Annotated in this window: 15 protein-coding genes; 5 read left to right on the forward strand and 10 right to left on the reverse strand. The window is 38.0% G+C overall.

The window, feature by feature from the left end; translation table 11 throughout:
* Nucleotides 1-4: 4 nt before the first annotated feature.
* The 4 genes from gcvP to ABXT69_RS08330 all read right to left on the reverse strand — a co-directional run bounded on the left by gcvP (nucleotide 5) and on the right by ABXT69_RS08330 (nucleotide 5,488).
* Entirely contained in the window at nucleotides 5-2,857 is a 2,853-nt protein-coding gene (gcvP, locus tag ABXT69_RS08315; RefSeq protein ID WP_416677906.1) for an aminomethyl-transferring glycine dehydrogenase, read from the reverse strand.
* Between the two features lie 12 nt (nucleotides 2,858-2,869).
* Nucleotides 2,870-3,241 carry a glycine cleavage system protein GcvH gene (gene gcvH, locus ABXT69_RS08320; RefSeq protein WP_416677907.1) on the reverse strand — a complete coding sequence of 124 codons (372 nt, stop codon included), beginning with the start codon at nucleotides 3,239-3,241 and terminating at the stop codon, nucleotides 2,870-2,872.
* 21 nt (nucleotides 3,242-3,262) lie between these two features.
* Nucleotides 3,263-4,387 (reverse strand): glycine cleavage system aminomethyltransferase GcvT, encoded by a 1,125-nt coding sequence (gene gcvT / locus ABXT69_RS08325; RefSeq protein WP_416677909.1) that lies wholly within the window; start codon nucleotides 4,385-4,387, stop codon nucleotides 3,263-3,265.
* Between the two features lie 162 nt (nucleotides 4,388-4,549).
* Complete coding sequence (locus ABXT69_RS08330; RefSeq protein WP_416677910.1) at nucleotides 4,550-5,488, reverse strand: 2-hydroxyacid dehydrogenase; 939 nt, start codon at nucleotides 5,486-5,488, stop codon at nucleotides 4,550-4,552.
* 169 nt (nucleotides 5,489-5,657) lie between these two features.
* On the opposite strand from ABXT69_RS08330, the gene ABXT69_RS08335 reads away from it, so the two are divergent.
* The gene (locus ABXT69_RS08335) at nucleotides 5,658-7,037 is read left to right on the forward strand and encodes an L-serine ammonia-lyase (protein ID WP_416677911.1); all 1,380 of its coding nucleotides are present in this window, start codon (nucleotides 5,658-5,660) and stop codon (nucleotides 7,035-7,037) included.
* Between the two features lies 1 nt (nucleotide 7,038).
* Here ABXT69_RS08335 and ABXT69_RS08340 read toward each other — a convergent pair whose 3' ends face one another.
* Genes ABXT69_RS08340 through ABXT69_RS08355 form a run of 4 tightly spaced genes read right to left on the reverse strand, consistent with a single transcriptional unit; the run spans nucleotide 7,039 to nucleotide 11,937 of the window.
* On the reverse strand, nucleotides 7,039-7,770 hold the full coding sequence (locus ABXT69_RS08340; protein WP_416677912.1) for a hypothetical protein: 732 nt from the start codon (nucleotides 7,768-7,770) through the stop codon (nucleotides 7,039-7,041).
* Nucleotides 7,752-9,494, reverse strand: a complete 1,743-nt coding sequence (locus tag ABXT69_RS08345) for a hypothetical protein (protein ID WP_416677913.1) — start codon at nucleotides 9,492-9,494, stop codon at nucleotides 7,752-7,754. The genes ABXT69_RS08340 and ABXT69_RS08345 overlap by 19 nt, the downstream gene beginning before the upstream one ends.
* An 8-nt stretch (nucleotides 9,495-9,502) precedes the next feature.
* On the reverse strand, nucleotides 9,503-10,489 hold the full coding sequence (locus tag ABXT69_RS08350) for a membrane dipeptidase (RefSeq protein WP_416677915.1): 987 nt from the start codon (nucleotides 10,487-10,489) through the stop codon (nucleotides 9,503-9,505).
* On the reverse strand, nucleotides 10,489-11,937 hold the full coding sequence (locus ABXT69_RS08355; RefSeq protein WP_416677916.1) for an aldehyde dehydrogenase family protein: 1,449 nt from the start codon (nucleotides 11,935-11,937) through the stop codon (nucleotides 10,489-10,491). The genes ABXT69_RS08350 and ABXT69_RS08355 overlap by 1 nt, the downstream gene beginning before the upstream one ends.
* Nucleotides 11,938-12,110: 173 nt before the next feature.
* Between ABXT69_RS08355 and ABXT69_RS08360 the strand changes: the two genes are divergently transcribed.
* The 4 genes from ABXT69_RS08360 to ABXT69_RS08375 are packed head-to-tail and all read left to right on the forward strand — an operon-like array spanning nucleotide 12,111 to nucleotide 16,513.
* A complete protein-coding gene (locus ABXT69_RS08360) occupies nucleotides 12,111-13,652 on the forward strand; it encodes a trimethylamine methyltransferase family protein (RefSeq protein ID WP_416677918.1) in 1,542 nt (513 codons plus the stop codon).
* Between the two features lie 3 nt (nucleotides 13,653-13,655).
* Entirely contained in the window at nucleotides 13,656-14,420 is a 765-nt protein-coding gene (locus ABXT69_RS08365; RefSeq protein ID WP_416677920.1) for an SDR family NAD(P)-dependent oxidoreductase, read from the forward strand.
* On the forward strand, nucleotides 14,398-15,144 hold the full coding sequence (locus ABXT69_RS08370; protein ID WP_416679588.1) for an SDR family NAD(P)-dependent oxidoreductase: 747 nt from the start codon (nucleotides 14,398-14,400) through the stop codon (nucleotides 15,142-15,144). Before ABXT69_RS08365 ends, ABXT69_RS08370 begins: the two co-directional genes overlap by 23 nt.
* A gap of 16 nt (nucleotides 15,145-15,160) precedes the next feature.
* Entirely contained in the window at nucleotides 15,161-16,513 is a 1,353-nt protein-coding gene (locus tag ABXT69_RS08375) for an NAD(P)/FAD-dependent oxidoreductase (protein WP_416677921.1), read from the forward strand.
* Nucleotides 16,514-16,522: 9 nt separating this feature from the next.
* Here the strand turns inward: ABXT69_RS08375 and ABXT69_RS08380 are convergent, their stop codons facing one another.
* On the reverse strand, nucleotides 16,523-17,578 hold the full coding sequence (locus tag ABXT69_RS08380; protein ID WP_416679589.1) for an alcohol dehydrogenase family protein: 1,056 nt from the start codon (nucleotides 17,576-17,578) through the stop codon (nucleotides 16,523-16,525).
* 49 nt (nucleotides 17,579-17,627) lie between these two features.
* On the reverse strand, nucleotides 17,628-18,944 hold the full coding sequence (locus ABXT69_RS08385) for a M24 family metallopeptidase (RefSeq protein ID WP_416677923.1): 1,317 nt from the start codon (nucleotides 18,942-18,944) through the stop codon (nucleotides 17,628-17,630).
* Between the last annotated feature and the right edge of the window lie 10 nt (nucleotides 18,945-18,954).

The following is an 18,954-nucleotide window of genomic DNA, read 5'->3' on the forward strand; positions in this document are numbered from 1 at the left end:
ATTTTTATTTATAATCTTCTACACTTGGACAAGAACAAATTAAGTTCTTATCGCCATAGACATTATCCACTCGCGAAACTGGCGGCCAGTATTTAACTCGCCTTAAACTTTCGACAGGATATGCTGCCTCTTCCCTGGAGTATGAAAAATTCCATTCCGTAGATGTTACCATTTCTAAAGTATGTGGAGAATTAATTAGCGGGTTATCTTCTGTAGAGTATTCTCCAGACTCAACTTTTAGTATCTCTTTTCTGATTTGTATCATAGCATCACAAAATCGATCAAGCTCATCTAATGACTCAGACTCTGTTGGTTCAATCATCAACGTTCCAGCAACTGGAAATGACATGGTTGGGGCATGAAAACCGTAATCAATGAGTCGCTTAGCTACATCATCTACACTTATACCAACTGTGTCTTTAATGGGCCTAATATCAATAATACACTCATGGGCAATCCTACCATTTTCATCACTATAAAGTATTGGATAGTGCTCTTCAAGTCTCTTTAATATATAGTTTGCATTTAAAATTGCATTGCATGTAGAAGCATAAAGGCCTTCTTTACCAAGCATTGCAATATACATCCAACTGATAGGCAAAATACTGCCAGAACCCCATGGGGCCCCAGAAATACTTCCAACATCTGTGTTATTTAATGGCGTTGTTGGTAAAAAGTGTACTAAATGCTCTTTAACACCAATTGGCCCAACTCCAGGGCCACCGCCGCCATGGGGGATAGCAAATGTTTTATGTAAATTAAGGTGTGAAACGTCGCCTCCAAATTCACCTGGAGCAGAAACACCAACCATTGCGTTCATATTAGCACCATCAATATAAACCTGGCCTCCAGCATTATGAACAATTTCGCAAACCTCTTTTACATCCTTTTCAAATACTCCATGAGTCGAAGGATATGTAATCATTATTGCAGCTAAATTTTCAGCATGCTCTTTTGCTTTTGCTTTTAAATCTAAAAGATCAATATTGCCATCCTCTGCACTATCAATTACGATTACCTTCATACCAGCCATTTGTGCAGATGCTGGATTAGTTCCATGGGCAGAAGATGGGATTAAACAAATATTTCTATTTTCTTCACCTCTACTTCGATGATAAGCACGAATTGCAATTAATCCTGCATACTCGCCCTGAGCTCCTGAATTAGGCTGCAGTGATATTGCAGCATAACCTGTTGCCTCACAAAGCATTTCTTCAAGCTCACTAATCATCTCCTGATAACCTATGACTTGATTCATTGGAACTGCTGGATGGATCTGAGAAAATTCTGGCCAAGATACTGGTATTAATTCTGCTGCAGCATTAAGCTTCATTGTGCATGAACCAAGAGGAATCATTGAACGATCAAGTGCAATATCCTTATCCCCCAAATACCTAATATAGCGCATCATATTTGTTTCTGATCGATAGGTATTAAAAACATCATGCGTCAAGTAGCTTGATTTTCTTTTAAGACTTTTATGAATTTGAGTCTTATTTTTTTCAAATATAATTTGAGTATTTAGGCCAGATTCTGTATTAAATATTTTCCATAAGCACTCTATATCCTCAGGAGCACTCAGCTCATCAAATGAAACTGAAACAAGTGTCTTACTAAAAACATTTATGTTGTATCCATTCTTTTCAGCTTGCATAACTACTGCATCAGAGTTCTCAACTTCTATAGTTAATGTATCAAAAAATGTCTCATTTAAAATACGAAATCCCATTTCTGACATGCCGTCAGCAAAAACACTTGTATAGCGAAAAATTCGATCAGCAATATTTTTAAGTCCTTCTGGTCCATGATAAACAGCATACATGCTTGCCATAACTGCCAGAAGAGCTTGAGCAGTACAAATATTACTTGTCGCTTTTTCACGGCGAATGTGTTGCTCTCTAGTCTGAAGCGCTAGTCTATACGCAAGCCTCCCTTTAGTATCAACCGATGCTCCAATAATACGCCCAGGCATAGACCTTTTGTATTTGTCACTGATAGACATGAAGGCAGCATGAGGACCACCATAACCAATTGGCACTCCAAATCTTTGAGTATTACCAACTACTATGTCTGCACCCATTTCACCAGGTGGCTTTAAAAGTGTTAAAGAAAGTAAGTCTGCACTAACTGCAACGAGAGCTTTTTTTTGATGAACTAATTCTATTAAATTTGAGTAATCACTATAGCCGCCATAAGTATTAGGATATTGCAATAACACTCCAAAACAATCAAGCTCTTTTAGATCAGTTAGAGGGTCACCAACAACGACCTCAATATTTAGTGGCTCAGCTCGAGTTTTAATTACTTCAATATTTTGAATAAAACAATCATTAGCTACAAAAAAGATATTACTCTTAGATTTACTAACTCGATGACACAAAGTCATAGCTTCTGCGCAAGCGGTCGCCTCATCTAGCATTGATGCATTGGCTAAATCCATCCCTGTTAAGTCTGAGACCATTGTTTGAAAATTCATTAATGCCTCTAACCGGCCTTGAGATATTTCTGGCTGATAAGGAGTATAAGCAGTGTACCAAGATGGATTTTCTTGAACATTGCGCTGAATTACTGGTGGTGTAATTGCATTGTAATAACCTTGGCCAATGAATGACTTATAACGAATATTCATTCTAGCTAGATTTCTTAATTTTTTAAGGGCTGCCAACTCCGACATACCTTTAGCTATATTCATCGGTTTTTTTCGACGAATAACATCTGGCACAATCTCATCAATTAACTTATCTAAGTTGTCAAAACCAAGATAATCAAGCATCTGATTTTTCTGCTCAGTTGAAGAGCCAATATGCCTAGTAGTAAAGGCATCATTATTTAATAAATCTTCAATTTTTTTAGCCATTAAAATCTTTCCTTATTCCTCAATAAAACTGTTGTACGCGCTTTCATCCATTAACTCATCTAATTCTTTAGGACTTGATAATTTCACTTTGATAAACCAACCATCTCCCATAGAGTCATCTGTGACAAGTTCTGGCTCATCTTCTAAACGACTGTTAACTTCAACAATAGTTCCAGAAACTGGTGCAACTAAATCTGAAGCAGCTTTAACTGACTCAATTACGGAAATATTTTCTCCACGGCTACACTCATCTCCAACTTCTGGTAACTCAACATAAACCAGATCCCCCAATTGCTCTTGGGCAAAATCTGTTATCCCAATAACTACTAGATCATCTCCTTGCGATTGAATCCATTCATGATCTTCTGAAAATTTAATATTCATTACTGCTCCTCATATTAATATTTAACCTCTGTAATAGTTCTGTTTAACAAATGGCAGACTTACAACCTCAACTGCAATTTTTTTATCCCTAACTAATGCAAAAAGCTTGGATTTTTTTTCTATATAACTCTTTTTTAACCTTGCTATAGCTATTGGCCTATTTATGCTCGGGCCAAAGCCACCGCTCGTTACCTTTCCCACATTATTACCCAACTCATCTTCAATCATGGCTCCATCTCGAACAGGCATTCTTCCTTGTGGTTGAAGGCCAACAACCTTTAACTCAGAGCCCTCATTCAGGTGCCTCATAATAGTTTCGAAGCCTAAATAATTACCTTCTCTTTCTCCACCAGTTCTTCTTACCTTGGATAAGGCCCAGCCCAATGAAGACTCAACAGGGCTATGATGAATATCAAGCTCATGTCCATAAAGAGATAATCCAGCTTCTAAACGAAGAGAGTCTCTTGCACCTAAGCCAACCCATTCCACTTCTATGTTAGAAAGTAAAAGTTTTGCTAATTCCTCAGAATCTTTGGCTGCTAATGAAATTTCAAAACCATCTTCTCCTGTATAGCCAGACCTTGTTATCAAGCATTCAATTCCATTTATAACTACTTGTTTAGCAGTCATAAAAATCATTTCACTAATAGAAGGTGCAATCTCAGATAAAACTTTGTGGGCTGAAGGGCCTTGTAATGCTAAAAGTGCAGCATCTTCAAGAAACTCTACTTTACAGTCATCACCAATAGTACTTTGTAAATGAGCAAAATCAGCATTTTTACAGCCGGCATTAACTACTAAAAACAAATCTTCATCGCCCAGATTGGTAACCATCAAGTCATCCATTACGCCGCCAGATTTATTTGTAAATAAAGCATAGCACAATTTCATTAAGGGTAAATCAATAATATCAACTGGAACTATAGACTCAAGTGCTTTTTTTGCATTTGCACCAACCAACCTTATCTGTCCCATATGGGAGACATCAAAAAGTCCTGCTTTTTCACGTGTGTGGTTGTGTTCTTTTTTTATCCCAAGAGGATAACTTACAGGCATATCATACCCAGCAAATGGCACCATCTTTGCTCCAGCATCTAAGTGCATTTGATGCAAAGGAGTAGTTCGAATTAGCGTATCTTTAGACATTATAATTTGTCTCAAAAAGCCATATTATATAAGAATAGTTTATTTAGTTGAATTCAATTCGTCTTGAATTGATATAAATAGGGTAATTATGTGAATATCGACAGAATGGTTACAAGACTCACCCAGTCTTCCTTTAGTTAATCACAAAGTTTTATATCAGAATTAATACCCGTTATCCCTACTATATATAGGATAAGGCAATTCTCCTTTTTGGATTCGATGGATGTTTTCAGAAATAGTTTGTCCTGCTGAATTTGGATTACTTTGACCTGCAATGTGTGGCGTTATATAAACTGAAGGATGGTCCCAAAGTGAATTATTTTCTGGCAATGGTTCTTGTGCAAATACATCCAAAGCAGCTGCTTTAATATGCCCTTCACTAAGAAGAGTCAACAAATCATCCTCATTAATTATTCCACCTCTACCAATATTTATAATAAATGAATCTTTTGGAAGAAGGCTAAGCTCTTTTTTTGTAATAATGTTAGTAGTATCCGATGTTAAGGGAAGGACATTAATTAGAATGTTCGTCCTGCCTAAAAAATCAGAAAGCTGATCCTGGCCATAATAATATTTAATATCTGTCAGTGAAGATTTTTGATTAGCGCCCCAACCAATGACATTAAAACTTTGAGTAACTAATAATTCACCAATACTTCTGCCAATATTCCCTAGGCCCATGATGCCAATTGTTCGTTCCTCAATCTGAATAGAGCTTTGCTGAATCCACTGGCGTTTAAGTTGTTGAGATCTATAAAGATATTGATCGCTATGAAAATGCAAAACCCAGTGAAGTGCATGGAGACACATTTCATGAGTTAATTTTTTATCAACCAGGCGAATTATAGGTAATCCTTCTGGTAAGTCAGGATCACTAATAATGTGGTCTACTCCCGCCCCCAACGACAGAATTGCTTTTAAATTAGGATATTTTTTTAATATCCCTCGAGGATGCTTCCAGACAACAGCAAATTCAACCTCATTAACATCACCATCATCTGGATAAACTTTTATATCCATCTCTGGCATAGCTTTTTGCAGGCCATTTGACCAAACCTCCATATCCTCCCAGAAGTCTGTAGACGCTAATACTATTGACATAATTTAACCCATATTTATTTTCAAATTAATGTTGATATTTTAATTTAATTATTAAGACATTACTCTTAAAAATAGTTTTTAAGAAATTCAAGGTATCATGAATTTTTTTTAATAGCTAAAATCAAATATTAATGTAGAATATTAGTAATAATTTTTATCTAATTTTTTTATGTTTATCAGTGTTTTAGACTTATTTAAAGTTGGTGTTGGGCCTTCAAGCTCACACACAATGGGGCCTATGGTTGCTGCCAATGATTTTATGACGCATGTCAAAAAATTTTTAGATTCAAATCCTGCTGGTGATATGCGTCATATTAGATGTACTCTAAAGAATTCTTTAGCTTACACTGGAGTTGGCCATGCAACAGATAAAGCTGTCACTCTTGGACTTAATGGATATCTTCCAAATACCATCATTAAAGAGAATATGGATGAAGTCATTGAGAGAACTTGGAACTCAAAAAATATAGCTATCAACAACACTCAAAAAGTTTCATTCTTTTCGGAAGATGATATCATTTTTGATACTAGGAACTCATTAAAGCAAAACCCTAATGGCATGGTTTTTGAGCTTCTTGACAAGACAGATTCAATTCTAATTTCACATACTTATTTCTCTATCGGTGGTGGTTTTATATCTACATTAGCAGAAATAGATAATGTTGAAGCGCCCATTGCAGCTGAGCCAAGCTCAGCCTATCCATTCCCGTTTGATAATTCAGATCAAATGCTGGAAATGTCTAAAAAGCATGATAAGACTATTTGGGAAATGAAGCTCGCCAATGAAATAGAAAATATTCCTGAAAAAATTCTGAATAAAGAGCTTGATACTATCTGGAACGCAATGAAAACTTGTGTTGAGAGTGGTCTTGCAACTGAAGGTATATTACCGGGTGGTTTAAATACCAAGAGGCGCGCAAAAAAATTACATGAAAGCCTCCAGAGTGATCCAGAAAATACAAATTCTAGTGACTGGCTTTGTGCATATGCCATGGCAGTAAATGAAGAAAATGCTGCTGGTCACATGGTAGTGACTGCGCCCACTAATGGAGCAGCAGGTGTCGTTCCAGCAACTCTTTACTACTTTTACAAACATAAGTCGGCAACTCAAGAACAAATTCGTCAATTCTTATTAACAGCATCTGCGATTGGTGGGCTAATAAAACATAATAGCTCTATATCAGGAGCTGAGGTTGGCTGTCAAGGGGAGGTAGGTTCAGCATCCTCAATGGCTGCTGCAGCTTTATGCACTGTTAGAGGCGGCACAACAGCGCAAATTGAAAATGCTGCAGAAATGGCCCTAGAACACCATATTGGAATGACGTGCGACCCAGTAAAGGGTCTTGTTCAAGTTCCTTGTATTGAGAGAAATGGATTTGGCGCAGTTAAGGCGTATACTGCAAGCTCACTTTCGCTTAGAGAAAGTGGTGAACATTTAATTTCGCTCGATCAGTGTATTGCTGCTATGAAAAGAACTGGCCTTGATATGTCTACAAAATATAAAGAGACGTCATTAGGCGGCTTGGCTGTAAGCTTTATTGAATGCTAAATTAGTCTGTATCAACTAGCCCTGCGCCTGCACCTGAAGCTCTAGACTCAGCACTTGATTTAACCAAGCAGCGTGAAAAGTAACTATAAATTGCCTGCCAATTCTCCTCTACTTTAATGCCATTATGAAGTACTCTTAATTTTTCTTCAGCTAACTTAAATTTTTTAACATTCTTACCTTTATAGGATTTATCACTCATTACTAGAGGTGAAATTAACATATCAGCATTGCTGCTTAATTCTATAGGATTAGTTGATGTGCTTAAAACCTCCCACTCTTCATTATCAGTTAAGTTAACTTGAAATTGATTTTTATCTTGATCAGTCCAAACTACTTTTAGCCCATTACATTTATTAGCACCAAGAGCAGAGACAACTAAAAATGGAGAATCAACATTACTAATTTTTAATTCACTGACTCTACTATTAATCTCAACCCAATCAACACTGCTTGAAGATGCCTCTAAAGAAGATAAGAGCTTCTCTTCTGAACAAAATAAATGCCCCCCTGCTTTTGTTTTTTCAAATTTAATCGATAAACTACTTGCTTGACTATCTAGATTATCAAGCGCTTTTAAGCTACATAGCGAAGGGTCAAAACCATTTTCTGAAATCCACATATTGGCTCTTGCAAAGTCTTCTGAAAGACCAATAGGAGCTTCTACACCAAAGGCTGCTCTAGTGAAATAAAAAAGAACTTCATTTAATGAAATTGTTAAATAACTTTCTGACATGTACAATTTATACACGGAAATGACTGGGGTCTTCCCGCAATTGGAAATGACCAGCAATCATGGTTTGGCTCTGACAGTTGATCAGGCATTGGAGCGCCTTGATACATTGATATCCGAGTCCATAAGTCGGACTTTGGATCAAACTTTGAAGCCCCAAAAAAGGCTAACTTAAAACGTAATAAATCTAGTGGCCTCATGGATTCACTTAATAAATTATCCTGAACTTCAGAATAAGGCCTGACAAAAGTATTTTGAATTCGACGAATGATATGTCTAAATTCTGGGTACATCATTACAAACTCACTGATTGAAATATCATTAGAAGTGGATGACAATACTTTATTGAGCTGACTTACATCTCTACCTATAGCCAGTGGCATCTCTTGCTCAACGCCATCATCGGTTCCTTTAGAGCCAAACCTAGGCTCCAACTTATCTTCAGAATAGTACCAAAAATGCTGCTGTGATTCTTTTAAAGAAAAATCAATACTAGTAGCCCATTGATAAGAACCTTCAACAACTTCTTTTAATTGGGCTAATGACATATCTGCATTAAATTTTGGAATTAAATTAGTTGACATTGTCTCTGCAAGATCATCTACTAGTGGACCATGAGGCTCAATAATTAAAGAAACAACCATCTCTTGACATTCTAATGAAAAATTATCCTCTACAAACTGGTAAATTCCATTCCAAGGATAGGGTCTAGATATATTAAACTCATCTTCACACCAAATCCTAAGCGATTGTATTTCGTCTGTTAAGCACAAGATTCTATCAGCCTGGACAGTATCCTCAACATTCCATTCATCAACATGCTGACTAACCTGAAGCAGTGACTTTAAGAAAACTTTAAGAGTGCCTTCAATTGGAGTTTCAATTGATCTTACTCTTGCTAATGCGGTTTCTTTTGCAACAACCCAATTATGAATTAATGCTGGGTGTTTAAGTAAAAATGGAGCCATACCCAAGCCTGTTGCATTTCCCACACCAATAAATTGACGTGTAGTTTTATCAAGTTTAACTGCTTTTTTACCACCTCTTTCTTTTGCAAGCTCTTCAACTGAATCAATTGTAAACCATCGAATTAAATAAACAGTTAACAACTCCATTTGAAATGGCGCTTTACACTCTTCACGATCAGCAATCTTAGCTCGATCTGCACAGCCAAACTTTCCACTTCCATATACCGCGGAAGTTCTCATTAAATAACCTACAGAAGTTAATAAATCGATATCTGGTTGATGACCTTTTGATAGAGAGTCAACTGCATTTTTAAATACTCTTAAACTTTTATTTGCTCTTGCTAAAGCAAGCTCACTTGGTCTATATCGCCCCCCTTCCTGCTTGGGGGTATTATTTGCTAAATAGTCAATATCTTCTTGAGTGGGTACACCGTCAAAAAGATTAAAAGTTGCATCCCATACTTCTGCAATAACTCTATCAGTTCTCATTTCATCTGGTATTTTTTGAGTAAAGGCAACCAATGAATATGTCCTATTTGGAGTCGTCACAGCATAAATACTTAAACCATAACCATCCTTATCAACTTCTCGACGAGTTCTCTCAAATTTCCAATTCTCACGAGCCATTCGTCTTATAAGCGTTCGCATAAAACTTAAACGAGTAGGGAATGAAGAACCCATTCTCTCAAGACGCATAACCTTTTCAGGTGATCTCATAAAATCAGATTCAATATCAATAATTGCAGTTTCTGTAGTCATAATTCCAATTATAAAGGTTCAAATGATGCTTCAAAAAAGTTTAGCCAGTTCTTACCCATGATTGAATCAATATCATTGCTATTAAAACCAGCACTTTTTAGGCCAGTTGCAATATTTAAAAAGTCACGGTTATCACGAAACCACTTTGGCTGATCAGGGAAACCTGCAAAACTTGCAGAGCCCTCTCCAAAGTCACGCTCATTTGTCCAGGTTCCATTTCTCATCCATTCAACAACACTGTCAGGTTGATTTTGGCATAAATCAGTTCCAATACCAATATTATGAACACCCATAATTTCGGCAGTGTCGGCAACCATATTGCAGAAACTCTCTAGTGAACAGTTGGTGCCATCTTTAAGATGGTGCGCATAGACTGAAAAGCCAAGCATACTGCTACTTTCACCTAAAGCCTTAAGAACTTTATTAGACTTATTTCTTAATGCAGGATGCCAAAAAGTTGGATTAGCGTGGGTAATTGCAATAGGGCGCTCTGAGATTTCAATCGCCTCAAGTGTAGAAATTTCTGAAGAATGGCTCATATCAACCACTAAGCCAACTCTATTCATTTCTTTAATTACTTGCTTACCCATTCGAGTTATACCTGGGTCATTTTCTTCATAGCAACCTGTGCCCAATAAGCTCTGATTGTTATATGTGAGCTGCATAAATCTAACACCCAATTGATGACATATTTCGACTAATCCAATGTCGTCTTCAATTGGCGAACAGTTCTGAAACCCAAAAAATATTGCAGTTCGTCCCTCAATTTGAGCTTTAAGAACATCACTTGCAGACTTACCATGAAAAATTAAATCTGAAAAATTCTCAAAACGGCGTTTCCAATCAATAACATTTTTCACCATCTCTTGAAAGTCTTCATGGTAAGAAATTGTAACGTGGACCGCACTAAGCCCGCCATCATTAATTTGTTTGAAGACCTCTTCACTCCAATTGTTGTATTGAAGTGCGTCAATAAAAAGTGATGGATGAGCCATTATGGGTTTCCGCTAGAAATATATGAAGTTTTAACTTGAGTATATAGCTCTTTTGCATATGATCCTTGCTCTCTAGGACCAAAACTTGAGTTTTTTCTACCGCCAAAAGGGACATGATAATCAGTACCAGCCGTTGGTAAATTCACCATTACGCACCCACTCTCTGCGTTTCTTCGAAAATGACTTGCTCGTGATAGTGACTGAGTAATAATGCCTGAAACAAGACCAAAATCTGTGTCGTTGGCAACTGATAGAGCTTCGTCATAATCTGCAACCTTAATAACGCAAGCCATAGGTGCAAATAGTTCTTCTCGGTTCACTCGCATAGTGTTATTACCTCCAACTAATAAGGCAGGCTGCATATAAAAGCCAGGATTATCGAGCTCCAGTTTTTCACCGCCACATACTATTTCACAGCCTTCTTCTTTAGCTAAAGACATGTATTTAAGATTTGAGTCAAGTTGTTGTTGACTTGCTACTGGACCAATTTGAGTCCCTTCGTGGAGCGCATGTCCAACCTTAAGAGCTGAAGTAGATTGATTCATTCGATCAACAAACTCATCATGAATTGATGCATGAACAACTAACCTTGATGAAGCAGTACACTTTTGACCTGTACTTCCAAAAGCACCGCCAGTAGCCGCAGCAACAGCAACATTAATATCTGCATCATCCATTACAACTAATGGATTTTTAGAGCCTAATTCTAATTGGAATTTAGTTAGGTTTTTTGCCGCAGCACCAGCTATTTTGAGCCCAACATCATAAGACCCAGTAAAACTAATAGCATGGACTTTTGGGCTTTCAGCTAAAGCCTGACCGATAGATGATCCAGATCCCATAACTAAATTAAATAATCCTTTTGGTATGTCTTGTTTTGCAATGATTTCTGTTAACGCTACTGCACTTGCTGGAGTTAGATTAGCAGGCTTCCAAATAACTGCATTACCAAATGCTAATGCAGGGGCAATTTTCCAGCTTGCAGTCGCAGTTGGGAAATTCCAAGGAGAAATAATTGCAACAGTCCCCATAGCTTCTCGTCGAACATCAATTTCAATGTTTGGCCTAACTGAATCTGCAGTATCGCCACTTTGACGAAGCACTTCAGCAGCGTAGTAAGTAAAAAATTGACCAGCTCTATAAATTTCTCCTTTGCCTTCAGCTACCGGTTTACCTTCTTCACGAGAAAGTAGCTCTCCTAACTCAGCACTTCGAGTCATCATCTCCTCACCAATCTTCATCAACACAGTTTGTCGCTGCTCCAAACCAGTAGCAGCCCATTGCTTTTGCGCAATTTGAGAAGAGTTAAGGGCGTCTTCTAGCTGAGCATTATTTGCTTGCGCATACTCACCAATGACATCGTTAGTGTCGGAAGGATTTATGTTAGATATCGAACTAGAACCCTTGACCCAGTCGCCAGCTATAAAGTTATTTGACAGATTTGACATTATTTTTTATTTATTTTTAAAATATTAAATTTTACTCTTTATTGCTGATTTATCAAGAATATAAGGCAATAAGTAAATATAGTATTTTTCATGTTTGTATGAAAAATTAATGTTGCATTTAACAAATATTTAATCTACGATACATATATTAAATATATTGTAATCAAACTATTATGGCTAACTCTTCTGAAAGACTTGGTAGGGATGCAAGAAGAACAGATCGACTAAAAGTCAAGATTGAAATGCTCCCTACTTTGAAGCGCAAAATCCCACTTACAGAGCCAATGAGTGAAGAGCAGATTTTAAAAATGGATGACGCATCTTTATCAATTCTTGAAGATGTAGGTGTTGAGTTTCATGACCCAATTGCCCTCGAAGATTGGAAGAAGGCTGGCGCTGACGTCAAAGGTGAGCGTGTTCGTTTTGATAGAGGCCTTATTCGTGAACTAATCTCAAGCATCCCAGAAAGCATCACTATGAATGCCCGTGACCCAGAAAAATCGCTAGAAATTGGTGGCAATAACTCTATTTTTGTTCCGATGACTGGTGCCCCTTTTATATGTGATCTTGAAAACAAAAGGCGCTGGCCAAAACTTGAAGATCTGGCTAACTTTCACAAACTATCTCATATGCTTCCTGCCATTCATTCAAGCGCTCACCATATCGTTGAACCAATGGACCATCCAATCTCGCATCGTCACCTAAGAATTACTTATTCTTCTATGAAGCACTCAGATAAAACTTTTATGGGCATGACAAGTAGTGGCAAGAATGCGGAAGATGTAATTGAGATGTGCAAGATTCTATTTGGAGAGAAATACATGGATACTCATCCAGTAGTTACTGGGAATATTAATGGAAACTCTCCACTTGTTTGGGATCAAACCATGCTCTCAGCATTAAGGGTATTTTCTGCACATAATCAGCCCGTACTCTGTTCTCCTTTTGTACTTGGAGGCGCAAACACACCAGCGAGTGTAGCACCAACTGTTGCTCAGGTAAATGCCGAAGCTCTCTCTGCGCTAGCATACACACAAGTAATAAGGAAAGGATCGCCAGCTATCTACGGTCACTACTTAGCAACCGTCTCCATGCAATCTGGCGCTCCAATGGCGGGAACTCCAGAAATTTCGCTTATGAATTTTATGATTGGCCAAATGGCTAGGCACTATAAGGTTCCATGGAGAAGCTCTAATACACTTGGCGGATCTAAAGTTTTTGATGCCCAATCAGGCTATGAGAGCGCATCTACAATGATGGCCGTTCTTTTATCTGGAGCAAACTATATTTGGCACTCTGCGGGGTGGAATGAAGCTGGAATGCACTGCTCAATGGCAAAATTTGTAGTCGATGCTGAGCAATGCGAAATGGGCTACAGGATGGCAGAAGGTATTCGCTGGGATGATTTTGAGGAAGGTTTAGCAGCAATAAGAGATGTTGGTCCTGGGGGTCACTATCTTGGACACCAGCATACAATGGATAATTTTCAGCGAGCATTTTTTATGCCTAAATTATTTGACAATAACTCCATTGAACAGTGGCAAGCTGATGGGAGTAAGGACACTATTCAAAGGGGAATTGAGGGGGCAAAAAAACTACTGGCTGATTACCAAGAACCAAAACTTGATGAAGGTAAGAACGAAGAGCTTCTTGACTTTATTCAAAGAAGAGAGAGGATAATTCCAACAATGGAAGCACTAAATCAAGAGTATTAAGTTATGAATAATAAATCAAGAGTTGTTCTTATAACTGGTGCCTGTGGGGGAATTGGTAAAGCGCTTGTTAATAAATATTTAAGCCAAGGAGCTTCGATTGCGATTGCTGATAAATCTGAAGAGAATTCTTTTAATCTGTCTGAGGAAATTCAAAAAAAAGGTGGAAATTCTTATGCATTTCCTGGTGATTTGTTGGATCAAAACTATTGCGATAATCTAGCAAATGAAGTAAATCAAAAACTTGGAAAAATAGATACTCTCATTAATAATGCGGGTGTAATGCGCCGTGGTGATATTACCCAAGCATCTGATGAAGATTTTGAGCTATCGATGAAGATAAATGTTGAAGCGCCTTTCCGACTAATCAGAGCTGCAATACCACTAATGGCTAAAGCTGGCGGTGGCTCTATTGTAAATGTTTCGTCCTGTTGGGGTATAAAGCCAGGACCAAATCATCTAGTTTACTGCACAACTAAAGCAGCTTTAGCGGCAATGACTCAGTGTCTTGGAAGAGATCATGCCCATCAAAATATTCGTATTAATGCAGTTTGCCCGAATGAAGTAAATACCCCAATGCTTAGAACAGGTTTTGAGATAAGAGGCCTAAACCCCGATGATGCTATCAATGAATTAAATCAATCAGTACCCATAGGTCACATAGCTGAGCCTGAAGAAATTGCTGATGTTGTTAACTTTTTAACTTCAGATGATGCAAGATATATCTGTGGCTCTTTGGTGGAGATTAATGGTGGAAAAGCTGTTTACTAATAAAATTATTGTTATTACAGGGGCTACTAAAGGTATCGGCTTAGCCTGTGCTGAACGTCTTCAAAAAGAAGGCGCAAGAATTTGTTGCATTCAAAGAAGTCACTCAAATTTATTTGATTCTTTTGAATTTGATTTGCTTAAAGAAGAAGGGTGTTCAAATAGCATCAAGGCAATCATTAAGAGATATGGGCGCATTGATGTATTAATCAATAATGCTGGAATGATGAAGGAGTCCTCCATGCAAGATACAACCCTTGAAACCTGGAATCAAACATTAGCATTAAATTTAACAGCACCATTTTTATTAAGCAAACTTGCTATGCCATTTTTAATTAAATCTAAAGGCTGTATAGTCAATATTGGCTCGATTGAGGGATTAGGTGCAAACCCAAATCATGCTGCTTATTGTGCAAGCAAAGCTGGTCTTCATGGTCTTACCAGAGCTACTGCAATTGATCATGGAAAAGATGGAGTTCGTTGTAATGCAGTTGCGCCTGGCTGGATAGATACTGAGCTAAATGAAGAGTTTATTAAATCAATGCCAAACCCAAAACACTTTAGAGAAAATATAGGTAATATACATCCACTTCAAAGGACAGGAAAAACAGAAGAAGTAGCCTCTCTCGTTTCGTGGCTTGCATCATCAGAATCAAGTTTTGTGACTGGACAGGTTTATACGATTGACGGAGGCAGGATGTCAAGAATTAGCCTACCAAATCCTTAGGAGAAAATATCAAGTAATGGGTCAAATCAAGCTCCCAAAAAACCCTGGTGATACAGGCTGGAAAGAAATCCTTCCTAAAAGAAAGCTTAATCAACAGCTTATTGACAATATCAACATAGACTATCTGATTATTGGCGGGGGTTTTGCTGGCCTCTCTGCAGCACGTCGATTAAATCAAATCAATAAGGATGCAAAAATTGCAATACTTGAAGCCTGTGAAATTGGCGAGGGTCCCGCGGGAAGAAATTCAGGCTTTATGATTGATCTTCCTCACAACCTAGCCTCCGATGACTACCTTGGAAGTTTAGAAAAAGATCGTGAACAGACCCTTATTAATCGCTCAGCAATTCAGTTTGCCAAGAGCGCTTCAGAAGAGTATGAAATGCCCTTTGAAGCAATACAACTTGTCGGTAAAACAAATGCAGCAGCAACCAAAAAGGGTGTAAATTTCAACACTGAGTATGCCAAACATCTGGATAAAACGAGTGAAAGTTATAAGATACTTGATACTCAAGAAATGAAAGATTTAACTGGAATTGACTATTATATTAACGGACTTTGGACTCCTGGTACAGCCATGCTTCAGCCAGCACTTTATATTCAATCGCTGGCGAATGGAGTTTCTAAACACTCCAATATAATAATCTATGAGAACTCTCCAGTGATTGACTTAATTGATGAAGGTATGCATGGTGGTGAAAAAATATGGAAGGCCAAAACCAAAATGGGGTCAATATCAAGTTCAAAAATTATATTGGCAGTCAATGGAATGGTTGAGCGTTTTGGATACTTTGAAAACAGACTGATGACTATTTTTACTTACTCATCCATGTCAAGAAAATTAACCTCAAATGAATCTAATATATTAGGAGGTTCAAAAGATTGGGGGATTACCTCAGCAGATGCAATGGGGTCTTCAGTTAGACGAATCTCGGGTATTGGTGGAGATCGCATTCTGATAAGAAATCGCTGGTCTTACAATCCAAATATGGAAGCTTCAGATTCATTTATGATCTCTGCAGCAAAAAGTCACTCATCATCCTTTAATGCTAGATTTTCTTCGCTTGATAGTGTCACTATGGAATATTGCTGGGGAGGAAGACTTTGCCTCAGCCTTAATAATGTCTTTGCACAGGGCGAAGTTGAAGAGGGTGTTTATTCTGCATGCTGTCAAAATGGTCTTGGAACAGCTAAAGGAACAGCAATTGGCATCATTACTGCTGAAAAAATTAGTGGGGCAATTAGTAGTCTTGTTCCTAATTTTGTTGATGAAGAAGCGCCAAAAAAATTGATGCCAAAAGCTATCATGTGGGCAGGTGTTAATGCCTACTTGGGCTGGAAAGAGCTTATGTCAGGAAAAGAAAAGTAGCTTTAAGCGTCAAGGCAATAGTACTAATTTTCCAACATATTTTTTAGCCAAGAAGTCTTTTTGGGCACTTACAATATCCTTAAGGGGATAAGTTCTGGATACTAATGGCTTAATTTCATTTCTTTCTATATAGCCAATTAAATTTTTAAATACTTGGGAGTCCTGGACAGTGCAGCCCATTAATGTTAAGTCTTTTAGATAGAGGGTTCTAATATCAAGTTCAACGATTGGACCTGCAATTGCTCCTGCAGCAGCATACCTTCCGCCTCTCTTTAAAACATCAAGCAGATCCGCCCAATCACTTCCAGCAACTAGATCGATAACAACATCAATACTTTCATTTTCTAAAGAGCTTACTAATCGATCTTCTCGATTAATAACCGCATCAGCACCTATCTCTTTAACTGCGTCTGCCTTTGATTTACTTGCTATTGCTACTACAGAAGCGCCCCGTCTTTTTGCAAGCTGAATTGCAGCAGATCCAACGCCGCCCGATGCACCTGTTATCAGAACAACTTCGCCTGCCTTAACATTTGAACGCTCTAATAGGTTTTCTGCTGTTGAGTAAGCACAGGGTATAGATGCAAGTTCAGCAGCAGACCAATCACTTTCAATCTTAAAACTCTCTTCACTAAAAGCCAACATAAACTCTGCAAAAGCACCATCACATTCAGAGCCCATTGTCCAGCACTCGTAGGGTCGATATCCCACTGCATATTGCTGCATTGTTCTAACCAGAACACGTTCACCAATTCGCTCTGCATTGACTTTAACACCAACAGCAACTATTTCACCATAACAGTCAGCGCCTTGGATAATTGGGAAATTAAGCGGCACTCCAGCCCAACCTCCATCAATATCCTTACCTTGAAAATCTTTTGAATCAGTCTGACCAGTAACAGACTTAGAGTACCAGGCAGTTCGTGTATTGATATCAGTATTGTTTACTCCTGCACCTAAAACTTTTACCAACACTTGGTTGGAATTTGGCTCAGGAACATTTATATCATTTCGAAACTCAAGCATTTCAAAACCACCATGGCCTTTAGTTAGAACTGCGCTCATTGTCTTTGGAATTGTAATCATTATCTGGAATTATTTGATATTTTAAAAACTATATTAACAAATCTGATTCAAATGGGTAACTTGTCAGCAACTCATGTCCATTTTCAGTTATTAACACTTGCTCTTCGAGTTTTACGCCAGAGCCTCCACTAAATCTTCCAACATAGGTTTCGACGCACATCACCATACCCTTTTTTAATACACCATCAAAACTGTTTTCATTTAACTCCCAACTGAAAGGGATTGCTGGAAATTCATCACATAGTCCCACACCATGAAAAAGGACTGAATAATGTCGAAACTCATCCTTAGAATATTCCTTAGCATTAAGAGTTAACTCTTTAAAGGTTATCCCTGGCTTTAATAACTCCATATTTTTTTGGATTTGTTCATAGCCTAAAGTATAAATTTCTTTTTGCTCATTAGTTGGCCTCTCATCGCCACAAAGCCAGGTTCGTGACATGTCAGTACAATAGCCATATGAACCAACCAAATCAGTATCAAAACCCATCAACTCTCCAGCCTGGATTGGTCTCGATGAACACTCTTGGTACCATGGATTTGCTCTAGGGCCAGAGGCAAGAAGTCGGGTTTCAATCCACTCTGCCCCTCTATTGACTGCCTCCATCTGAAAACGACTCCAAAGCTCCTGCTCAGAAATACCAGGTTTAAAATAATTTCGCATTAACTCTACAGAACGCTCACAAGCAAAAATAGAGCGCCTCATTGCATCAACCTCATCATCTGATTTAACGAGCCTTGCTAACTCCATTACCTCTTCACCATTAGTAAGATCAAGGCCAAAAGATTGAAGCTCATGAATTCCTTCTGGAGCACAATGATCCACAGCTAACCGCCTATTGCCTTTACCACACTCTCTCACAATATCAGATATTTCAGAAGCCCAAATTTTAGCTTTTTCTTTACTTTTATCGCCCGCAGTAAAGTAGAGATATGTCAGAGCATGTCTGACTTCAGTTATTAATGGGTTATGATTTGATAAAAACTCATGGGCATCAAACTCAAAAATAATAACGGGCCCTTCAGTCATTATTAATGAGTATCTAGCTGCATTATGTGAAGTCCATAAAGACATATTAGTACTATCTGTTGCGTATCGAATGTTGACAGGGTCATAAAGTAGAATTCCAGCGCAGTCAAATTCAACAAGTTTTTCACGAACTCTTTTCAGGCGATACTCTCTAATCTTTGTCATATCTGGAGCTGCTAAGCCAACATCAAGCCATTCTTTTTCTGCCAGCTCCCCAGGCCCAAGCGCGTGCTTATTAAGGCTAAAAATATCTTCAGCAGCATCTAGATGAGAGCCAATTTTCGAGTGGTGTCTTTTAGGTATTAAAAAGCTCATAAAAATCCTC

It is taken from the genome of Candidatus Pseudothioglobus sp. Uisw_016, assembly GCF_048087635.1.
Classification (GTDB): Bacteria; Pseudomonadota; Gammaproteobacteria; order PS1; family Pseudothioglobaceae; genus Pseudothioglobus.